Annotated in this window: 18 protein-coding genes; 8 read left to right on the forward strand and 10 right to left on the reverse strand. The window is 62.3% G+C overall.

The annotated features are described in order from the left end of the window. Positions 1–38 precede the first annotated feature (38 nt). The 3 genes from ACRCYW_RS06135 (at position 39) to ACRCYW_RS06145 (ending at position 1,276) form a co-directional block, all read left to right on the forward strand. The gene (locus ACRCYW_RS06135) at positions 39–626 is read left to right on the forward strand and encodes a sugar O-acetyltransferase (RefSeq protein WP_438549256.1); all 588 of its coding nucleotides are present in this window, start codon (positions 39–41) and stop codon (positions 624–626) included. Then, complete coding sequence (locus ACRCYW_RS06140) at positions 623–964, forward strand: DUF1294 domain-containing protein (RefSeq protein WP_438549257.1); 342 nt, start codon at positions 623–625, stop codon at positions 962–964. Before ACRCYW_RS06135 ends, ACRCYW_RS06140 begins: the two co-directional genes overlap by 4 nt. A gap of 99 nt (positions 965–1,063) precedes the next feature. Next, positions 1,064–1,276, forward strand: coding sequence for a hypothetical protein (locus tag ACRCYW_RS06145; RefSeq protein WP_438549258.1), 213 nt, complete (start codon positions 1,064–1,066; stop codon positions 1,274–1,276). Between the two features lie 68 nt (positions 1,277–1,344). On the opposite strand, the gene ACRCYW_RS06150 is transcribed toward ACRCYW_RS06145, so the two are convergent. The 6 genes from ACRCYW_RS06150 to argC all read right to left on the reverse strand — a co-directional run bounded on the left by ACRCYW_RS06150 (position 1,345) and on the right by argC (position 7,752). Then, complete coding sequence (locus ACRCYW_RS06150; protein ID WP_438549259.1) at positions 1,345–1,983, reverse strand: FMN-binding negative transcriptional regulator; 639 nt, start codon at positions 1,981–1,983, stop codon at positions 1,345–1,347. 127 nt (positions 1,984–2,110) lie between these two features. Further along, positions 2,111–3,493 carry an argininosuccinate lyase gene (argH, locus tag ACRCYW_RS06155; RefSeq protein WP_438549260.1) on the reverse strand — a complete coding sequence of 461 codons (1,383 nt, stop codon included), beginning with the start codon at positions 3,491–3,493 and terminating at the stop codon, positions 2,111–2,113. 230 nt (positions 3,494–3,723) lie between these two features. Further along, the gene (locus ACRCYW_RS06160) at positions 3,724–4,959 is read right to left on the reverse strand and encodes an argininosuccinate synthase (protein ID WP_349920955.1); all 1,236 of its coding nucleotides are present in this window, start codon (positions 4,957–4,959) and stop codon (positions 3,724–3,726) included. A gap of 55 nt (positions 4,960–5,014) precedes the next feature. Then, positions 5,015–5,926, reverse strand: a complete 912-nt coding sequence (locus ACRCYW_RS06165; RefSeq protein ID WP_438549261.1) for an ornithine carbamoyltransferase — start codon at positions 5,924–5,926, stop codon at positions 5,015–5,017. A gap of 24 nt (positions 5,927–5,950) precedes the next feature. Further along, the gene (gene argB, locus ACRCYW_RS06170; RefSeq protein WP_438549262.1) at positions 5,951–6,730 is read right to left on the reverse strand and encodes an acetylglutamate kinase; all 780 of its coding nucleotides are present in this window, start codon (positions 6,728–6,730) and stop codon (positions 5,951–5,953) included. Between the two features lie 14 nt (positions 6,731–6,744). Then, the gene (gene argC / locus ACRCYW_RS06175; RefSeq protein WP_438549263.1) at positions 6,745–7,752 is read right to left on the reverse strand and encodes an N-acetyl-gamma-glutamyl-phosphate reductase; all 1,008 of its coding nucleotides are present in this window, start codon (positions 7,750–7,752) and stop codon (positions 6,745–6,747) included. Positions 7,753–8,013: 261 nt separating this feature from the next. Here argC and argE point away from each other — a divergent pair, with 261 nt between their 5' ends. The 3 genes from argE (at position 8,014) to ACRCYW_RS06190 (ending at position 12,922) form a co-directional block, all read left to right on the forward strand. Continuing rightward, the gene (gene argE, locus ACRCYW_RS06180; RefSeq protein ID WP_438549264.1) at positions 8,014–9,159 is read left to right on the forward strand and encodes an acetylornithine deacetylase; all 1,146 of its coding nucleotides are present in this window, start codon (positions 8,014–8,016) and stop codon (positions 9,157–9,159) included. A 216-nt stretch (positions 9,160–9,375) separates the two neighbouring features. Beyond that, the gene (gene ppc / locus ACRCYW_RS06185) at positions 9,376–12,009 is read left to right on the forward strand and encodes a phosphoenolpyruvate carboxylase (protein ID WP_438549265.1); all 2,634 of its coding nucleotides are present in this window, start codon (positions 9,376–9,378) and stop codon (positions 12,007–12,009) included. Between the two features lie 385 nt (positions 12,010–12,394). Next, positions 12,395–12,922: a hypothetical protein gene (locus ACRCYW_RS06190; protein WP_438549266.1), complete on the forward strand. Its 528-nt coding sequence runs from the start codon at positions 12,395–12,397 to the stop codon at positions 12,920–12,922. A 231-nt stretch (positions 12,923–13,153) separates the two neighbouring features. Here ACRCYW_RS06190 and ACRCYW_RS06195 read toward each other — a convergent pair whose 3' ends face one another. After that, positions 13,154–14,632: a sensor domain-containing diguanylate cyclase gene (locus ACRCYW_RS06195; protein ID WP_438549267.1), complete on the reverse strand. Its 1,479-nt coding sequence runs from the start codon at positions 14,630–14,632 to the stop codon at positions 13,154–13,156. A gap of 200 nt (positions 14,633–14,832) precedes the next feature. Between ACRCYW_RS06195 and ybaK the strand changes: the two genes are divergently transcribed. Next, positions 14,833–15,303: a Cys-tRNA(Pro) deacylase gene (gene ybaK / locus ACRCYW_RS06200; RefSeq protein ID WP_042643734.1), complete on the forward strand. Its 471-nt coding sequence runs from the start codon at positions 14,833–14,835 to the stop codon at positions 15,301–15,303. Between the two features lie 79 nt (positions 15,304–15,382). Here ybaK and ACRCYW_RS06205 read toward each other — a convergent pair whose 3' ends face one another. The 3 genes from ACRCYW_RS06205 to ACRCYW_RS06215 form a co-directional block, all read right to left on the reverse strand. After that, positions 15,383–16,114 (reverse strand): GNAT family N-acetyltransferase, encoded by a 732-nt coding sequence (locus ACRCYW_RS06205; protein WP_438549268.1) that lies wholly within the window; start codon positions 16,112–16,114, stop codon positions 15,383–15,385. Then, entirely contained in the window at positions 16,104–16,565 is a 462-nt protein-coding gene (locus tag ACRCYW_RS06210) for a rhodanese-like domain-containing protein (RefSeq protein WP_438549269.1), read from the reverse strand. The genes ACRCYW_RS06205 and ACRCYW_RS06210 overlap by 11 nt, the downstream gene beginning before the upstream one ends. A 137-nt stretch (positions 16,566–16,702) precedes the next feature. Next, positions 16,703–17,170, reverse strand: a complete 468-nt coding sequence (locus tag ACRCYW_RS06215; RefSeq protein WP_438549270.1) for an OsmC family protein — start codon at positions 17,168–17,170, stop codon at positions 16,703–16,705. A gap of 232 nt (positions 17,171–17,402) precedes the next feature. Here ACRCYW_RS06215 and ACRCYW_RS06220 point away from each other — a divergent pair, with 232 nt between their 5' ends. Further along, on the forward strand, positions 17,403–18,827 hold the full coding sequence (locus ACRCYW_RS06220) for a PLP-dependent aminotransferase family protein (RefSeq protein WP_438549271.1): 1,425 nt from the start codon (positions 17,403–17,405) through the stop codon (positions 18,825–18,827). Positions 18,828–18,857: the final 30 nt, after the last annotated feature.

Raw genomic sequence — 18,857 nt, forward strand, 5'->3', positions numbered from 1 at the left:
GTATACTGGCGCCTCTTGGCACATGAGGAGATGAGAGCATGGCAAGCGATTGGGATGGAATTCTGGCGGGTGGCCCCCTCACCCAGACCGAGGAGATAGCCAACGACCGCATCCGCGGCCAGGCACTGCTGGCACAGTTCAACGCCTCTCCCTCCGGGGATCACCTCCTGCGCCAGCGCCTGTGTGGCGAGCTGTTCGGCCACTGCCCGGACTCCTGCTGGATCAGCACCCCCTTCACCTGTGAATTTGGCCGCAACATCCACATCGGCGAGAAGACCTTCTTCAACTTCAACGTCACCATACTGGACGTGGGCGAGGTGCACATAGGCAACAACGTCTTGCTGGCCCCGAACGTGCAGATCTACACCGCCACCCACAGCCTGAACCACCTGGAGCGCCGCAACTGGACCGCCTACAACAAGCCGGTGCGCATCGGCGATGACTGCTGGATTGGCGGCGGCGCCATCATCTGCCCCGGCGTCACCATAGGGCCGAGATCCATCATAGGAGCCGGCGCCGTGGTCACCCGCGACATCCCGGCCGATTCACTGGCCGTCGGCAACCCGGCCAAAGTCATCCGCACACTCAGCCCGGATGAGCCGCGAGCTCTGGAACTGACATCATGATCTGGCTCGCCCTGTTGCCCCTGCTGTGGGGCGGCTGGCTCGGCATGGTGGACGCCAACTGGTGGCCACTGGTCCTCATCACCACCATGAGCCTGTTGACGGCCCTGGCCTACGCCCATGACAAGCGCCAGGCCGTGCGCGGCGGTTGGCGCGTGCCGGAAGCCCGTCTGCATCTGCTGGAGTTGCTCGGCGGCTGGCCCGGCGCCCTGCTCGCCCGCCACTGGCTGCGCCACAAGACCCAGAAGGGCAGTTACCGGCTGGTGTTCTGGTTTATCGTGCTGCTGCATTTGACCCTCTGGGGACTCTGGGTCGGCAGGCCGCTCTGGCAGGGCCCCTGAGCCGGCGTCCAGACGGGTATTGCCGCCCGCCGGCGGCTGTGAGACAACGATAGCCAGCGAGATGGATCCTCTCGTTTATGCATCGGCAAGGAGTCGTGTATGACCATGTGGACAGGCATAGTCCTGATCGTCTTTATCAGCGTGTTGTTCGGCTACCTCGGCAAGCGCGCCCGCTACCAGCTGGGGGATGTTCGCATCACCGACCGCCTCGGCAAGCAGGACATGATCATCAGGGAGCTGCAGGAGCGGGTCGCCAACCTGGAGGCCATAGTGCTCGAGCAGGAGAAGCGCAAACCGTTCAGGGATCTGTGAACCCGGCGAGGCAGCAATGGAAACGGCAACCAGGGTTGCCGTTTCTCGTTTTGGGGCGAGTGGCTGCCTTAGCGCGGCACCGACGAGGGTGGCGCCTGCATCGCCTCCGCCAGCGCCAGCTTGCCCTTTGCCTGCAGGGCATCGACGACCCCCTGCCGATCCGCCGCCTCCTTGTTCTGGCTCAGCTTGAACTTGCCCACCAGCCCGCTTATCTCGATTTCGATGCCGACCACGGCCGCCACCATGGCCTCGAGATAGTCTCGCGGCGCGTCCGCCATCTTCCAGGGTTTGGGCTCGGCGGCCTCGTGGACCCTCGTCAGGTTCGCCAGCAGGCGGCGCACGAAGCGGGCGTCGTCTCGCACCCGGATGCGGCCGTGGGCATGGACCACGGCATAGTTCCAGGTCGGCACCTGCTTGTGATGTTCCTGCTTGCTCGGATACCAGTTCGGGGAGACATAACCGTCGGCGGCCTTGAAGATCACCAGCACCTCCTGCCCATCCGTCACCTCTTGCCAGAGCGGGTTGTTGCGCGCCACATGGGCACGCAAAACGCCATGCACCCCTTCCTCCGCATCGAATTCGAACGGCAGATGGTTCGCATCCAGCCCCCCTTCCCCATGAGTGATCAGGGCCCCCAGCGGATGGGCCCGCATCAGCGCGTGCAGCGCCTCGGGCTCGGTGACGGCGAAGTGGGGCGGCAGATACATAGGAACTCCTTGATGGATGGCGGTGCGTCCGTGCACCTGCCCATTCTCACGCAATCGGGGTCGGCAGGCGATGACACAGAAATAAAAAAGAGGGCCAAGGCCCTCTTCGTTGCATTCAGCCCGGCAATCAGCCGCGCTTGGCCAGCCAGGCTTCGGCGGCGACCAGGGCGCCTTCGATCTGCTCCCGGGCGACGCCGCCCTTGGCGACCCGCTTGGCCAGGGTCGCCTCCAGCTCCAGGTTAGGATACACATCTTCACCCACCACGGGGCTGAAGCGCTGGAACTCCTCCAGAGACAGCTCCTCCAGGGGTTTCTTCACCTGGATGGCATAGACCACTGTCTCGCCGACGATATGGTGCGCCTCACGGAAGGGGATGCCCCTGGCAACCAGATAGTCCGCCAGCTCGGTGGCGTTGGCGTAACCGCCCTGGGCTGCCGCCTTGGTGCGCTCACCGTTGACCTTCAAGTCGATCAGCACCAGCGCCGCCATGTCGAGGCAGTCGTGCCAGGTATCGAGGGCATCGAACAGCCCTTCCTTGTCTTCCTGCATATCCTTGTTGTAGGCCAGCGGCAGCGCCTTGAGGCTCATCAGCATGCCCATCTGGGCGCCAACCACCCGGCCGGTCTTGCCACGGATCAGCTCGAGCGCATCCGGGTTCTTCTTCTGGGGCATCAGGGAGGAGCCGGAAGTCACCGCATCGGACAACTCGACGAAGCCCGCCTCGCCGGTGTTGTAGAAGATAAGATCCTCAGCGAAGCGGGACAGGTGTGCCATGGAGAGGGACGCCACGTGCATCAGCTCCACCACGTGATCCCGGTCCGACACCGAATCCAGGCTGTTGCGGGTAGCGCCGCTAAAGCCCATGTCCAGCGCCAGCGCCTCCCGGTCGATGGCGTAGGCGGTACCCGCCAGGGCGCCGCAACCGAGGGGGCTGGTATCGAGGCGCCTGAGCGCATCCTGCAGACGGGAGTGATCCCGCTCCAGCATCTCCACATAGGCCAGGGCCCAGTGGGCGTAGGTGACCGGCTGGGCACGCTGCAAATGGGTGTAGCCGGGCAACACGGCGGCCTGATTGGCACGGGCCGACGCCACCAACCCCTGTTGCAGCCCTGTGATGGAGGCGAGCAGCAGCTCCCCTTGCGCCTTGCACCAGAGCTTCAGGTCGGTGGCGACCTGATCATTGCGGGAACGCCCTGTGTGCAGCTTCTTGCCGAGGGTCCCCACGGCGTCGATCAGCTTGCCCTCGACCCAGGAGTGGATGTCTTCGGCGTCCGAACTCAGGATCTGCTGGGGATCCTGCTGCACCGAGGCCAGCAGCACTTCCATCGCCTGTTGCAGCTGCGCCTGTTCATCGCCGGTCAGAACGCCGACCTTGACCAGGGCGCGGGCCCAGGCCATGGAGCCCTGGATATCCTGCTCCGCCAACCGGTAATCGAAGCGCAACGAGTCGTTGAACTGCTTGAACCTGCTGTCTGCGCCCTGACTGAAGCGTCCACCCCAAAGTGCCATACTGCTCTCCTTGAATGCGTTGCCGGTAGGCGCCTTTGCGCCTGCCGCACTGGCGCGGCCCCTTGGCCTGCGCGCTGAAATCTTGCCTTGCTTGGCTGCGAGTCTCTCGTCTGACAGAGTCTTATCTCACAGCCGCGGCCAAGGCGCTGCCGCTTTCGTCACATACCGCCGCTTATAAGTGAGGGGGCCAAGCCCCCTCACCGATTTTCTGCGGCTTGAAACCTCAAGGCTTAGCCGTGGGTGTGATCCCCACCGATGGCCTGATGCTGCTCCTTCATGGCGCGGATACGGCTGGCCAGGGTGTAGAGACGGATGAAGCCTTCGGCGTGGCTCTGGTCGTACACCTCGTCGGCGCCGAAGGTGGCGAAGTCTTCGGAGTAGAGGCTATTCGGCGACTTCTTCTGCACCGCGGTGACCTGGCCCTTGTACATCTTCAGCACCACTTCGCCGTCGAGATCCTCGGCGATGGCGTTGGCGGAGGCGACAATGGCCTTGCACAGCGGGGTGAACCAGCGACCGTCATAGACCAGGTGGGAGAATTCGGCACCCAGCTTCTCGCGCCAGGCGCGGGTCGGCCTGTCCAGCACCAGCTCTTCCACGGCGCGCAGCGCGGCGACCATGACGGTACCACCCGGGGTCTCGTAGCAGCCGCGGGACTTCATGCCCACCATGCGGTTCTCTGTGATGTCGATGCGACCGACGCCGTGCTTGCCGGCACGCTCGTTCAGGGTCATCAGGATCTGGTGCGGGCTCAGCGGCTGATCGTCGACCGCGACCACTTCGCCTTGGGCCACGGTCAGCTTGACGTATTCCGGCTCGTTCGGTGCCTGCTCGGCAGACACTGTCCACTGCCAGACCGCTTCGGACGGCTCGTTCCAGGTGCTCTCCAGCTCGCCACCCTCGGTGGAGATGTGCCAGGCGTTGGCGTCGCGGCTGTAGATCTTCTTCAGGGTCGCCTTGCAGGGGATGTCGCGGGCTTCCAGATAGGCCAGCAGATCTTCCCGCGAGCGCATGTCCCACAGACGCCAGGGGGCGATCACCTTCAGTTGCGGCGCCAGGGCGGCCACGGCCCCTTCGAAACGCACCTGATCGTTGCCCTTGCCGGTGCAACCGTGGGAGATGGCATCGGCGCCTTCCGCCAGGGCCGCTTCCACCATGGCCTTGGCGATGATGGGACGAGCCATGGAGGTACCCAGCAGATAAGTGCCTTCGTAGACGGCCCCTGTCTTCAGGGTCGGGTAGACGTACTCTTTGACGAACTCTTCCCGCAGGTCTTTGACGATGCACTTGGTGGCGCCGGAGGCGATGGCCTTCTGCTCGATCCCTTCCAGATCGTCACGCTCCTGACCGACGTCAGCGACGAAGGCGACGATCTCCGCATCGTAGTTTTCTTTCAGCCAGGGAATGATGGCCGAGGTATCCAGTCCGCCCGAGTAAGCCAGTACTATCTTGTTGATTCCGCTCATTTACTTCTCTCCATGATGATTCGATAAGGTGTTTGATTCAGGGTCGGTTGCCGCGTCACTTGTGCCCGAGCAGGGTCAGCAGCACGGCGTTCTGGATATGCATCCGGTTTTCTGCCTCATCCAGGATGAGGGAGGCTGGGCCGTCCATGACCTCCGAGGTGATCTCCAGCTCCCGGTGCGCCGGCTGGCAGTGCAGCACGTGCTGGATGCCGGTCCGGTCGAGCAGGGCCTGGTTGATCTGATAAGGCATAAAGATATCTTTTACCTGCTCCATTGGCGTGTTGTCACCCATGGAGACCCAGGTGTCGGTATAAACCACGTCGAAGCCCTCGATGGCGCCCACGTCGTCGCTGATATGGATGTGCGCGCCGGACTGGGCCGCCAGGGCCTGGGCCTGCAGGAAGATCTGGGTGTCCGGACCATGACCCTTGGGGCAGACCAGGGTCACGTCTGTGCCCAGGGTCGCTCCCAGCAGCAGCAGGGAGTGGCTGACGTTGTTGCCATCACCGAGGTAGGCGAGCTTCACCTTCGACAAATCGGCGTAGTGCTCGGCGATGGTCATGAAGTCCGCCAGCCCCTGGCAGGGGTGGTAAAGGTTGCACAGGCTGTTCACCACGGGCACTGTGCCGTGTTCGGCGAGTCCAACCAGCGTCTGGTGGTCGAACACCCGCGCGACTATGGCGTCACACCAGCGGGACAGGTTGGCGGCGAAGTCCTGCACGGATTCGCGCTTGCCGAGCGCCCCGTTCTGCTGATCCAGATAGACGCTGTGACCGCCGAGGCGGGCGATGCCGATGTCGAAAGTGACCCGGGTGCGCAGGGACGGTTTCTCGAACAGGGTGACTACGCTCTTGCCCGCCAGGGCCTGGCTGTACTTCTTGGGATCCGCCTTGACCGATTTGCCCAGCGCGATCAGCGCCTCGATCTGGGCCTTGTTTAAATCGCTGTCTTTCAGAAGATGTTGCATCGGATTATCCTTTTCCCGGCTGATTTAGAGAGTGACCTGGGTGCCGACGGCGCCGCCCGCCAGCAGCTTGAGCAGCTGATCCGGGTAGCGCCAGCTGGCGACGCAGACCGGCTTGCCCAGGGTCTCGGCGGCGTGCAGGGCCGCCTTCACCTTGACCGCCATGCCATCCCGGATGACCCCCTTCTCCATCAGATCCAGGGCGCTCTGCTTGTCCAGCTGCGGCACCAGCTTGCCCTTGCCATCCAGGATGCCGCTCACGTCGGACAGCATCACCAGATCCGCGCCCAGCGCCTCGGCGATGGCGGTGGCCGCCTGATCCGCGTTGACATTCATCAGCTGGCCCTCGGCGGTGATGCCGATGGAGCTCACCACAGGCAGGAAATTCTGGCTCAGGATCCCTTGCACCAGGGCCGGGTTGCCCGGCTGGCAGTCACCGACCGCGCCGAGATCCGGGTCGAGCTGGGTCACCTGACAGAGGCCGCCGTCGGCGAGGCAGAGCCCCACCGCCGGGGTGCCGGTGGCGATGGCCTTGGCCATCATCATCTTGTTCGCCGTGCCCGCCAGGGCGCCGGCGATGAAGGGGATCTGGTCGAACGGGGTGACCCGCAGGCCGTTCTTCTTGGTGGAGGTGAGACCCAGCCCCTTGAGCAGGTCGTCCACCAGACAGCCGCCACCGTGCACCAGCACCAGAGGTCTGTGTTGCTCGTCCAGGAATGTCTTCAGGGTGGCGAACAGGGCGGTCAGCGCCTCGTCGTTCTCGATAAGCGCCCCACCCAACTTGATAACCAGTGTCTGCTTGTCCATGTCTCGATCCTTCCTTAAATCAGGCCGGTGGCCGGTTCAAACCCGAATTTGATATTTATGCACTGCATGGCCTGGGAAGCGGCGCCCTTGAGCAGGTTGTCGATGGCAGAGACCACCACCAGCATGTTGCCCTGCTGCTGCCAGGCGAGGTCGCAGTATGGGGTGCCTGCCACCCCGCGAATGGAGGGCATCTGGCCGGTGAGGCGCACCAGCGGCTTGCCTTCGTAAGCCTTGAGGTAGGCCTGATCCACCTGGACCTGAGTCACGCCGTCCGCCAGCTGCACATAGATGGTGGCCAGGATGCCGCGCACATAGTTGCCGAGGTGGGGCTGGAACAGCACCCCCTTGCCGAGGTGGTGACTGATCTCCGGCTGGTGTCTGTGATTGAAGGTGCCGTAAGGGTTCAGGCTCACCTCGCAGAAACTGGTGTTGATGGCCGCCTTGCGACCGGCCCCGGAGACGCCGGAGACCGCGTTGATGATGGGCTGCCAATCCTTGGCGATCAGGCCCGCCTGCTGCAGGGGCTTGAGGGCGCACAGGGACGCCGTCGGATAGCAGCCGGGCACGGCGATGAGCTGGGCGCCCTGAATGGCATTGGCGTTCCACTCGGCGAGGCCGTAGACCGCCTGATCCAGCCACTGCTCGCTCTCGTGGGTGAAACCGTAGAAGGAGGAGTAGAACTGCTGATCCTTGACCCGGAAGGCGCCGGAGAGATCGAACACCGGCAGCCCCTTGGCCAGGAATTTGGGCGCCAGCTCGGCGCTCACCTCGTGGGCGGTGGCCAGCAGCACCAGATCGGCCTGGGTCAGGATCCGGGTCATGCCATCCTCGTCCAGGGGCAGCAGGGGCTGATCCAGCGCGCCGACCCACTGGGGATGGAGGGAGGAGAAGCGCTTGTGCGCGTCCTGGCTGCCGGCAGAGACGTAGAGGCCGAACAGCTTGAGTTGTGGATGGTTCTGGACCAGTGCGGCCAGTTCGGCTCCCGCGTAGCCACTGGCACCGACGATAACGGTGTTAAGCATTGTTGAGTATTCCAAGTCTGGGTTTGAAGTTCACAGCGCGATGCTGTAGCACAAAGGGTCAGCTATCGCCCCTTTGACACTCTGTGTGCGGAGGGGCAATTCAGGCGGGGTTGTGTCGTCGGTTACAGATCAGGTGACAGAACATTAACTTTCCCTTACAACTAGAAGCCTTGTCGATGAGCACTCGAAAAGAATATTCATGCACTCACTTTGCATTTGTATTTTCTAACAGAAAGATTCCGGGGACGCAAGGAGGAGCTGATGGCCAATCTGGATTTTTTTTCACTTTATAAGAATATTATTGCGATTCCCTCCATCAGCAGCACGGATCCCCGCTGGGATCAGAGCAACGAGGGGGTGATCCGTCTGCTGGCGGACTGGTTCGGTCAGCTGGGGTTTCATTGCGAGGTGACGGCCCTGCCGGATCTGCCGGGCAAGTTCAACCTGGTGGCGACGATCGGCCAAGGTGAGGGAGGCCTGCTGCTGGCGGGCCACACGGATACCGTGCCCTTCGATGAGGGGGGCTGGAGCAAGGATCCCTTCAGGGTGACCGAGGAGGGCAACCGCCTCTATGGCCTGGGCACCATCGACATGAAGGGCTTCTTCGCCTTTATCGTTGAGGCGCTGAAAGATATAGATCTGACCACCCTCAACAAGCCCCTGCGCATCCTGGCCACCGCCGACGAGGAGACCACCATGGCGGGGGCCCGCGCCATCGCCGATGCCGCCGAGCTCAAGCCGGACTATGCCGTGATAGGCGAACCCACCGGCCTGGTACCCGTGGTGGCCCACAAGGGGCACATGTCCGAGGCGATCCGCATCACGGGCAAGAGCGGCCACAGCTCGGATCCCGCCAACGGGGTCAACGCCATGGAGATCATGCATAAAGCCATGGGCCAGGTGCTGAAACTGCAGCAAGATCTGAAGGACAAATACTCGGACCATAGATTCGCCGTGCCCCAGCCCACCCTGAACCTGGGTTACATCCAAGGGGGCGACAGCCCGAACCGGATCTGCGGCTGCTGCGAGCTGCACATCGACATGCGGCCCACTCCGCAGGTGGGGCCGGACGAGCTGATGGGCATGCTGAAAGAAGCCCTCTCCCCCATCGAAGTCCACCAGCCGGGCTGCCTGCACCTGCAGCACCTGCACGAGCCCATCCCCGCCTATGCCTGCAAGGATGACTCGGATCTGGTGCGGGAAGCTGAGTTGGCGAGCGGCCAGGCCGCGCAATCCGTAAACTATTGCACCGAGGCCCCCTTCATCCAGCTGCTCGGTTGTGAAACCATAGTGCTGGGCCCTGGCCATATCGCCCAGGCCCACCAGCCGGATGAGTATCTGGATCTGTCGTTCGTCAAACCGACCACGGCGGTATTGCAGCACCTGGTCCGGCGTTTCTGCATCTGACAGGGGCAGAATGTAAGTAAGTTACATGACATGCCGGGGCGGGACAGGTGAGGGAAATACATGTTCTGAATCGGCCTGTTATTTGACCTTGCGCAGACAATCTGGGTAGATTGTCCCCCTAAGATGACGGAGCATATGTTGTAATCGCACAACAATAAGTGGGGCTGCCTCTCGCCTAGGAAGGTCAGGAGGCACCAACAAAAATAAGGATGTGGAATGAACGAAAAGTACGCCGCTCTACGCGCCAACGTAGGCATGCTGGGCCAGTTGCTGGGCAAGTCCATCAAGGATCATCAGGGACAGGCCTTCCTCGACAAGATCGAGACCATTCGCCAACTGGCCAAATCCTCCCGCAAGGGCAATGAGGCAGACAGGGAACGCCTGCTCGAGACCCTGCGCACCCTCTCCGATGACGAGCTGCTGCCCGTGGCCCGCGCTTTCAGCCAGTTCCTCAATCTGGCCAACGTGGCGGAACAGTTCCACACCATCTCCCGCCGCTGCGAAGAGCAGGTCTGCACCCCGGATCCCCTGGAGCAGATGTTTGACAAGCTGAAAGCTTCCAACCTGTCCCAGGAGGCCATCATCCAGGCCGTGCGCGAGCTGGACATCGATCTGGTGCTGACCGCTCACCCCACCGAGGTGACCCGTCGCACCCTGATCCACAAGCACGTGCAACTCAACGACTGCCTGGAAGCGCTGGAGCTCTCCGATCTGCTGCCCCGTGAGCGGGACAAGATCCTCAATCGCATCGAACAGCTGGTCAATCAGGCCTGGCACACCAACGAGATCCGCGAGCAGCGCCCCACCCCGGTGGACGAGGCCAAATGGGGCTTCGCCGTGGTGGAAAACAGCCTCTGGCCCGCCATTCCCGAATTCATGCGCCACCTGGACGAGCGCCTGCAACACCACCTGGGTGTGCGCCTGCCCCTAGATGCCGCGCCGGTCAAGTTCACCTCCTGGATGGGCGGTGACCGTGACGGCAACCCCTTCGTCACCGCCAAGGTGACCGCCGAGGTGCTGGAGCTGGGCCGCTGGATGGCGGTGAACCTCTTCTACCGCGACATCAAGGAGCTCACCTCCGAGCTCTCCATGGCCGACTGCACCGAGGATCTGCGCAAACTGGTGGGTGACAACCCGGAACCCTACCGCGCCCTGGTGCGCGAGCTGCGCGAACAGCTGCGCGAGACCCAGGAGTACCTGACCGCCAAGGTGCAGGGCCAGGTGAGCGAGAGCCGGGATCTGGTCAAGACCACGGCCCAGCTGCGCGAGCCCCTTGAGCTCTGCTACCACTCGTTGCACGCCTGCGGCATGGGCAACATAGCCGACGGCATGCTGTTGGACGTGCTGCGCAAACTCGCCTGCTTCGGCATCCATCTGGTCAAGCTCGACATCCGCCAGGACGGTGAGCGCCACGGTCAGGTCTTCTCCGAACTGACCCGCTATCTCGGCATGGGTGACTACGCCGAGTGGAGCGAGGACGACAAGCAGGCCTTCCTGCTCAACGAACTGAACTCCCGCCGCCCGCTGATCCCGACCGACTGGGAACCGAGCGCCGAGACGCGCGAGACCATAGACACCTGTCGGGTGATCGCCCAGCACGACCCGGATGCGTTCGGCATCTACATCATCTCCATGGCCGGCGCCCCCTCCGACGTGCTGGCGGTGCAGCTGCTGCTCAAGGAAGCCGGTTGCAAGTTCCGCATGCCAGTGGCACCGCTGTTCGAGACCCAGGAAGACCTGATGGCGGGCACCGCCGTGATGGAGCGCCTGCTGTCGGTGGACTGGTATCGCGGCTACATCCAGGGCCGTCAGTACGTGATGATCGGCTACTCGGATTCCGCCAAGGACGCGGGCATGATGGCCGCCGGCTGGGCCCAATACGCCGCCATGGAATCCCTGGTGGCGCTGGCCGAATCCAACAACCTGCGCCTGACCCTGTTCCACGGCCGTGGCGGCACCGTCGGTCGTGGTGGTGCCCCCGCCCACCAGGCGATCCTGTCCCAACCGCCGGGATCCCTGCGCGGCGGCCTGCGGGTGACCGAGCAAGGGGAGATGATCCGCTTCAAGTTCGGCCTGCCCAAGGTCGCCATCAACAGCTTGAACCTCTACACCAGCGCCGTGCTGGAGGGGAACTTGCTGCCACCGCCCAAGCCGAAGGAGAGCTGGCGCGCCGTGATCGAGCAGGTCGCCGAGTCCTCCTGCGAGCACTACCGCTCCATCGTCCGTGGCCATCAGGACTTCGTTCCCTACTTCCGTGCCGCCACCCCGGAGATGGAGCTCGGCAAGCTGCCGCTCGGTTCCCGTCCCGCCAAGCGCAAGCCCAACGGCGGCGTCGAGAGCCTGCGCGCCATCCCCTGGATCTTCGCCTGGACCCAGAACCGGCTGATGCTGCCGGCCTGGCTCGGTGCCCACAAGGGGCTGCAACAGGCCATCGACGACGGCCACAAGGCCGTGCTGGACGAGATGAGCCGCCAATGGCCCTTCTTCCGCACCCGCCTCGAGATGCTGGAGATGGTGTTCCTCAAGGCCGACCTCTGGCTCGCCGAGTACTATGACACCCGTCTGGTACCGACCGAGCTGTGGGCCCTGGGCAAACAGCTGCGTCAGGAGCTCTCCGATTCCATCCAGGTGGTGCTGGAGCTGCGTCCACAGGGCGACCTGCTGGACGATCAGCCCTGGATCAAGGAGTCCATCAAGTTGCGCAACCCCTACACGGATCCCCTCAACGTGCTGCAGGTCGAGCTGCTTGGCCGCTCCCGCAACCACCCCGAGACCCTGCATCCAGAGCTGGATCAGGCGCTGATGGTCACCATAGCCGGTATAGCCGCCGGTATGCGCAACACGGGTTGATAACTGGTCTGGTATCAAACGCAAAAAGGGCGCCATTGTGGCGCCCTTTTACTTGAACGTTATCAAACCAAATGTTCGAGGCATAAAAATAAAACACACATTAAAAATGAACTGTGATATCAGGTACATTCTCGACAACACTTGCTTGACCAAAATAGTTTCCAATGAGAACCTACAGGTGTATTGGCTATATTTTTATACCAAGCCAGTTACTAACAAATTACATAACATAGTGTTTTAGGGGTTAATAATGTTTATCAGGTATAAACCTTAACTCTCATATGAATGTCTCCGGCGTGTCCCAATATAATAATAGGTGATCATAATGAATTATAAGTCTCTCGTGATGCTCTCAATGCTGCTGTTATTGAGTGGATGTGCTAGCATGATGGGTAATACTAGGAATAAATCAACAGACGTTGACACTTTTCATAATATTTCTGACGCAGTGGAAAATACATCCTCAGTTCTAGATGTGAAAAAAGGTGATTTTAAAAATATAAATATTGATGCAGAAGCCTCCCCTAAGATAGAAAGAGAGGGCAGAATTGAATACTTTGAAGTTGTTGAATTAAATGGAGTGGAAAACTCCAATTTCTCTATCACGGTAGCTTCTCTTTGTGACTGTCTTGGTTTCAGAAAATGGGCTGTTTTAGCCGATTCATTTATATTTTCCCCTGATGGTACTCCCGTAGAAATTAAAAAAGAAGGTACACCCGCTGTTCAGACCATTACAGGGAAATTCCCCGAAAGTGGAAAGTATAAAATACTTGTAATAGCAGATACTAAGTATCTCGATCAGAAGATGGGAAGTATTCATGGTTATTTGGACTATACCAATAGCGCTTCAGGATTTTCCCTTCCATTGACTGTCCACCCAACCGGATTGATTCAAGTTGCATGGAACGAATGATGCTGTCAGCTCTGATAAAAGCAATAGCCATATAATGGGATGTTCGAGCCCAATAGACTCTGACTAGGCGGTATTATCGATCGTCTCCAGAATCCATAAACCCATCATTATCAACTGTATCCACTCCCTTGGATGGGCTGAGTACTTGACCTTGTCTCGTTGGAACATCTGATAGGCTCAGTTAGAGGGCGCCATTGTGGCGCCCTTTTCTATTTCCGGTATCCGGCAACCCTAGGCAATACGGTTACGACCGAGACGCTTGGCCTCATAGAGGTGCAGATCCACGCACTGGATCCAGTCATCCATGGAGTGGTAATCAGGCCGAAAGGGGGTCAGACCGACGCTGATGGTCACGGGGATGAGCCCCCCCTGATGGCGGAAGCTGTGCCGCTCGATCGCCATGCGGATGCGCTCCATGAGAGATCTCGCCTCCTCAGGGTCGACGCCGCGCAGCAGCAGGATGAACTCCTCCCCGCCGAAACGAGCCACCAGATCCCTGCCCTGCACCCCCTGCATCAGCAACTGGGCCAGCTCCCGCAACACCGCATCGCCGGCGAGATGGCCGTACTCATCGTTGATCTGTTTGAAGAAATCGATATCGATCAGGGCCAGGCAGCAGTTCCTTTCTTCCGGATGCAGCAGCAGATGGGCCAGCAGCAGATTGGCCTGGCTGAAGAAACGGCTGCGATTGGGCAGGCGGGTCAGGAAGTCGTGCTCGGCGTTGAAACGCAACACCTGCTCCATCCGGCTGCGCTCCTCCTCCAGGTTGCGAGCATGGATCAAGGTGCCGAGGGCCGTGGTGAGGGGCTCGAGCAGGCTCACCAGACTCTCGTCAAAACCACCGGGACGGTTGGCCAGGGCTATCATGCCGATGGCCTCCCCCTTGTGGCGAATGGGGATACCGAGGAAGCTGTACAGCCGGGGATGGCCGCGGGGGGATGAGCCGCGACTCGCCGGATGGCTCGGCAGATCGTTGCTGCACACCAGCTCGTTGTGGGTCACCACATGGCCGAACAGGTTGTCGAGCTTGCTGAAGATGAGGCCTCCCCGACTCTGGCGCTGCTGTTCGTACCAGGCGTGGGTGGCCTCGTCCCAGGAGAGATTGGAGATGGAGGGCACATAGAGGCTGGGCTGGCCCTCTTCATGCTGGACTATGCCGATGAAACCGTAGGCACTCTGGCTCACGCTCAGCAAGCGCTCGAAGATGGTGTCGCAGGCCGATCCCAGGTTGCGATCCAGCAGAAAACTCTGGTGGGCGGCCACTATGATGTCGAACATCTGGCTCTGCAGCTCGACGCGCTGCTCCGCCAGCACCTCCTGGGTGATGTCGTGGATGAGCTTGATCACCCCTAGGGGAGTACCCGTCTCGTCGGTGATCGGGGTATAGGTGGCGTGGATCCAGAGGTTGCTGCCGTCCCGCAGGACACGGCGAAAGGCCCCACCGTGGATCTCGCCGCTGAGCACCCCCTGCCAGAAGGCGGCGTGCCCCTCCTGCAGCTCCGGTGGCACCAGCAGACGGTGAGACTGGCCGAGCAGATCCTGCAGGCTGTACCCCAGGATGGAGCAGAACAAGGGGTTGGCCGCGACCATGCGACCGGCGAGATCGAACTCGACGATGCCGTAGGCACGGTCGAGGGCGGTCAACCGCGCCAAGGCGTCATGGCGGCCGAAAGGCTCGGTACTCGGCAGGTTCATCACTGAGCTACTCACGGGTTAGGATCCCTCTCCCTTGCCAACATTGCGACGCATCCAGTATAGGCATGCAGGGTTTAGCCCTCAGAGCATAGGCGGGATCCGGGGGCCGCGTCCTCGCAAGCGCTCTGCGCCATGGGGCGAATTGACCGCGCCCCTTGCCATGCCAGCGTCTCGGGCGCAGACTGTCTGGCCTTGTCCCGGCTCGAGGAAATCTGATGACCCCCGCTATCAACCTGCTGAAAAAGCTGAAGATCCCCCATAAGCTCTACCCCTACGAGTGCGAGGCCCACGACGATTTCGGCAAGCATGCCGCAACCCAGCTCGGCCTGCCGGAGGCGCAGGTGTTCAAGACTCTGATCGCCCATCACGACAAGCAGGCTGTGGTGGCCATAGTGCCCTCCTCCGGCCTGTGCAGCCTGAAGCAGCTCGCCAAGGCAGCAGGACTCAAGAAGGTGGAGATGATGAAGCCGGCAGAGGCCGAGAAGCTGACCGGTTACAAGGTGGGGGGGATAAGCCCGCTGGCCCAGAAGAAGCTGCTGCCCACCGTGCTGGACGACTCCGCCATGCAGTATGACGAGATCCTGGTGAGCGGCGGCAAGCGCGGCCTCTCGGTGGGCGTGGCGCCCCAGGATATGCTGACCCTGATGAAGTGGATCGCCGCCCCCATTGGCGATCATCACGACTAAGCCGCAGATTGAATGAGAGAGGCCCCGCAACTCGGGGCCTCTCTCGTTTTATGGGCTTAGTCTTATGGGCCTAGCCTGGTCAGTCTTGGCGCGGCAGGCGGAGATCGGAGAGCCGCAATATCTGGCGCCCCTGCCCATCGAAGTTCTCATCCGCCAGCCAGCACTCGAAGGCCGTTTTCAGGGCCGGCCATTCGCCGTCGATCACCGAGAACCAGGCCGTATCTCGGGAGCGCCCCTTGTCCACCCGCGCCTGGCGGAAGGTGCCCTCATAGCTGAAGCCGAGGCGCAGCGCCGCCTGGCGGGAGGGCCAGTTGAGATCGTTGCACTTCCACTCGTAGCGCCGGTAGCCGAGCGCGAAGGCGTTGCCCATCATCAGCGCCATGGCCGCAGTCGAGAGGCGGGTGCGCTGCATGGTGGGGGAGAAGTGCAGCCAACCCACCTCTATGCTGCCGGCGGCGGGGTCGATACGCAGATAGCTGGCGAGCCCCAGTGCCTGGCCGCTCGCCTCGTCCACGATCGCATAGAACTGGGGATCCGCCTTGGCGGCGCTCTGTTGCAGCCAGGCCAGCATGGCCGCCTCATCCTCGAAGGGACCGCTGGTGAGATAAGTCCACATGGCCCCGCTGTCGGCACCAAATGCCTGCCAGAGCGAGCCGCAGTGACGCGCGGGATCCAGCGGCTCCAGCCGGCAGCCCCAACCGCTCATGACCGCCTTGGGAGGGAACTCGGCCCCCGCCCAACCCGGCACCTCGGCGCCAACGGGCTGATCGAACTCGTTCGTAATATGGGTAACAAGCGGCTTAGCAGGCACAGGCGATCCCTCCTTCCAACATCTCTTTTTGCAAAACCCCGGCCTCGCTGCCAGTGGCGACGGCGAAGCCGTCCTGACGCCACCAGTGCAGGCCACCGATCAACTCTTTTACCTGAAAGCCCAGAGTCGCCAGCTTGTAGGCCCCCTGGGTCGAACCGTTGCAGCCGATGCCATCGCAGTAACAGACATAGACCTTGTCTCGCGGCAGGGCCGCCGTGCTGGCAGCATTCATGGTGCGATGGGGGAAAGAAACCGCCCCCGGAATATGGCCCTCGGCGTAGTGGGCGGGGGAGCGGGTGTCGATGACCACTATCTTCCCGCCCTCACCCGCCTCTCCGCTCAGCAGATCCGCGGCCAGATCCGCCGGATCGGTGCGATATTTCAGCTGGGCCTCGAAAAACGCGCTGGCCTCCACCGGGCTCGCCACCCCTGTACTCAATACCTGACTCATCCTGATGCTCCTTGCGACTCGTTTCTAATTTCGGTGGTGACTAGGGTTCACACCACCGATTAATGCCTCATTTCTATGGTGATAACCGTCCACCCTGATTAGGGCCTGATCTCGGTAGTGACAACCGTCCGCCCCGATTAGGTTCTGATCTCAGTGGTGACGACGGTTCGCACCGAGTTCGCGATAAAGCACTCCTCGTGGGCCTGATGATGCAGCTGCTCCAGCTCAGGCAACGTCGGCTGCCGCTCGCCACCGAAGACGATGCGGGGGCGCAGCCTGACCCGGGTGATGGACTGGCGACCGCGCTCGTCCGCCTCCATGATGCCGAGCGCCTCGTCCTGATAGCTCTCCACCCGATAGCGCGCCTTGGCCGCCAGCCAGAGGAAGGTGAGCATATGGCAGCTGGAGAGCGCCGCGACGAAGGCCTCCTCGGGGTCGACATTCTCGGCCACCGAATAGGGCAAGGGCACCACATGGGGGGAAGAGGAGGCGGGCACCCGCACGCCGCCGTCAAACGCCCAGCTGTGGGCCCGACTGTAACGCTGATCCACGAAGGGCTCATCCTCCCCCCGCTGCCAGCTGATGATGGCGCCAAACTCCGACATACCGACTCCTTGTGATGCTTAAGGCCTGAACGCTGACTTCACTGTAGCGAGAGAATGGCCTTGCCACCCCGACCAATTTTGCCAATATAAGCAGACCAATTACGATCCTTCCCCTCCATTGGGAGAGCGCCATGACAGTCCTTCCAACCCTGTTCGCCCATCAGCAGCAAACCGATCTGCCCCTCCATGAGCACTCGGCACGCACCCGACGGGAAGCCGATGGGAGCCAACCATGACGGTCCTGCCGACATTATTCGCCCACCAGCAGCACAGTGACCTTCCTCTCCATGAACAGCTGGTGCGCACCCTGCGGGAAGCCATACTCGCGGGCCACCTGCCCCAGCACAGCCGCTTGCCCGCAAGCCGCCTGCTGGCGAGCGATCTCGGCATCTCCCGCAGCACGGTGGAGCTCGCCTACGGTCGGCTGGAATCGGAAGGCTATCTGGTGCGCAGGGTGGGAGCCGGCAGCTTCGTAGCGCTGGCGGCGGTGCGGCCAGTGCCGCGCCCACCCCAATCGGCGGCGGGGCTCTCTCGCCGTGGTCAGGAGATGGCGGCGGGAGGCGCCTGCGAGGAAGTGCCAGAAGTGGGCAGCTCCTTTGCCTCCAGCCAGCCGGATCCCCGCCTCTTCCCCCAACAGCTCTGGGGCCGCTTGATGCAGCAGCAGTGGCGCCAGCGCGCCGGCGACTGGATGAACTACGGGGATCCGCAAGGGTTGCCTGAGCTGCGCCAGGCCATCAGCAGCTACCTGGTGCAGTCCAGGGGCGTGGTGTGCGAATCGGATCAGATCCTGATCCTCACCAGCTCCCAGCAGGGCATCATGCTGGCGACCCAGCTGCTGATCGATGCAGGGGACTGCGTCTGGGTGGAGGATCCCGGCTATCCGGGGGCGCGCACCGCCATGGAGAGCGCCGGCGCCCGCATCCACCCCGTGCCCGTGGATGAGGAGGGGCTCAACCCGGCGGGAGAGCACCCGCAGCCCAGGCTCATCTACTGTACCCCGGCCCACCAGTATCCTCTGGGGGTGCCCATGAGCCTGCCGCGGCGCATGGCCTTGCTGGCCGAGGCCGAGCGCCAGGGGGCCTGGGTGCTGGAGGACGATTACGACGGGGAGTATCAATACGATCAACGCCCACTGCCCGCCCTGCAGGGGCTGGATGGGCAGGGGCGGGTCATCTATGTGGGCACCTTCAGCAAGGTGCTGTTCGGTTCCTTGCGCCTCGCCTATCTGGTGCTGCCGCGCCCCTTGATGGAGGCCTTCGGCCGGGCCCGCGCCGCCATCGACGGCCACAGCAACCAGCTGCAGCAGGCGGTCACTGCGGACTTTATCCGCGCCGGCCACTTCGCCGCCCACCTGCGCCAGAGCCGTCTCGTCTACCAGAGCCGGCGGGATCTGCTGCTGCGGGAACTCGCCGAGCATTGCCCGGCGCTCACTCCCATCCACAGCGGCGCCGGCCTGCAGTGCGCCGTGCTGCTGCCCCCAGGCGGCGAGGTGCGCTGGACGGCGGCTGCCAACGCCCTCGGGCTGGGGCTACGCCCGCTTGGTCAGTTTCACCTGGGGGAGCGGACACGGGAGGGTTGGTTGCTCGGCTTCGGTTGTCTCGACAACCAGACCCTGCGCCGGCTCTGCCGCCGGCTGGGTGAGCTGATGAGGGGCTAACCCCGCGCCTCTGTCTCGCGGCTTGGCGAG

The sequence above is a fragment of the Aeromonas sp. genome (assembly GCF_051657805.1).
Classification (GTDB): domain Bacteria; phylum Pseudomonadota; class Gammaproteobacteria; order Enterobacterales; family Aeromonadaceae; genus Aeromonas.

What these genes read in the sequence shown, in the direction of transcription:
- ACRCYW_RS06135 (WP_438549256.1), top strand. Translation starts at nt 39, where the DNA reads ATGGCAAGCGATTGGGATGGAATTCTGGCGGGTGGCCCCCTCACCCAG.
- ACRCYW_RS06140 (WP_438549257.1), top strand. Translation starts at nt 623, where the DNA reads ATGATCTGGCTCGCCCTGTTGCCCCTGCTGTGGGGCGGCTGGCTCGGC.
- ACRCYW_RS06145 (WP_438549258.1), top strand. Translation starts at nt 1,064, where the DNA reads ATGACCATGTGGACAGGCATAGTCCTGATCGTCTTTATCAGCGTGTTG.
- ACRCYW_RS06150 (WP_438549259.1), bottom strand. Translation starts at nt 1,983, where the DNA reads ATGTATCTGCCGCCCCACTTCGCCGTCACCGAGCCCGAGGCGCTGCAC.
- argH (WP_438549260.1), bottom strand. Translation starts at nt 3,493, where the DNA reads ATGGCACTTTGGGGTGGACGCTTCAGTCAGGGCGCAGACAGCAGGTTC.
- ACRCYW_RS06160 (WP_349920955.1), bottom strand. Translation starts at nt 4,959, where the DNA reads ATGAGCGGAATCAACAAGATAGTACTGGCTTACTCGGGCGGACTGGAT.
- ACRCYW_RS06165 (WP_438549261.1), bottom strand. Translation starts at nt 5,926, where the DNA reads ATGCAACATCTTCTGAAAGACAGCGATTTAAACAAGGCCCAGATCGAG.
- argB (WP_438549262.1), bottom strand. Translation starts at nt 6,730, where the DNA reads ATGGACAAGCAGACACTGGTTATCAAGTTGGGTGGGGCGCTTATCGAG.
- argC (WP_438549263.1), bottom strand. Translation starts at nt 7,752, where the DNA reads ATGCTTAACACCGTTATCGTCGGTGCCAGTGGCTACGCGGGAGCCGAA.
- argE (WP_438549264.1), top strand. Translation starts at nt 8,014, where the DNA reads ATGGCCAATCTGGATTTTTTTTCACTTTATAAGAATATTATTGCGATT.
- ppc (WP_438549265.1), top strand. Translation starts at nt 9,376, where the DNA reads ATGAACGAAAAGTACGCCGCTCTACGCGCCAACGTAGGCATGCTGGGC.
- ACRCYW_RS06190 (WP_438549266.1), top strand. Translation starts at nt 12,395, where the DNA reads ATGATGGGTAATACTAGGAATAAATCAACAGACGTTGACACTTTTCAT.
- ybaK (WP_042643734.1), top strand. Translation starts at nt 14,833, where the DNA reads ATGACCCCCGCTATCAACCTGCTGAAAAAGCTGAAGATCCCCCATAAG.
- ACRCYW_RS06210 (WP_438549269.1), bottom strand. Translation starts at nt 16,565, where the DNA reads ATGAGTCAGGTATTGAGTACAGGGGTGGCGAGCCCGGTGGAGGCCAGC.
- ACRCYW_RS06215 (WP_438549270.1), bottom strand. Translation starts at nt 17,170, where the DNA reads ATGTCGGAGTTTGGCGCCATCATCAGCTGGCAGCGGGGGGAGGATGAG.
- ACRCYW_RS06220 (WP_438549271.1), top strand. Translation starts at nt 17,403, where the DNA reads ATGACGGTCCTGCCGACATTATTCGCCCACCAGCAGCACAGTGACCTT.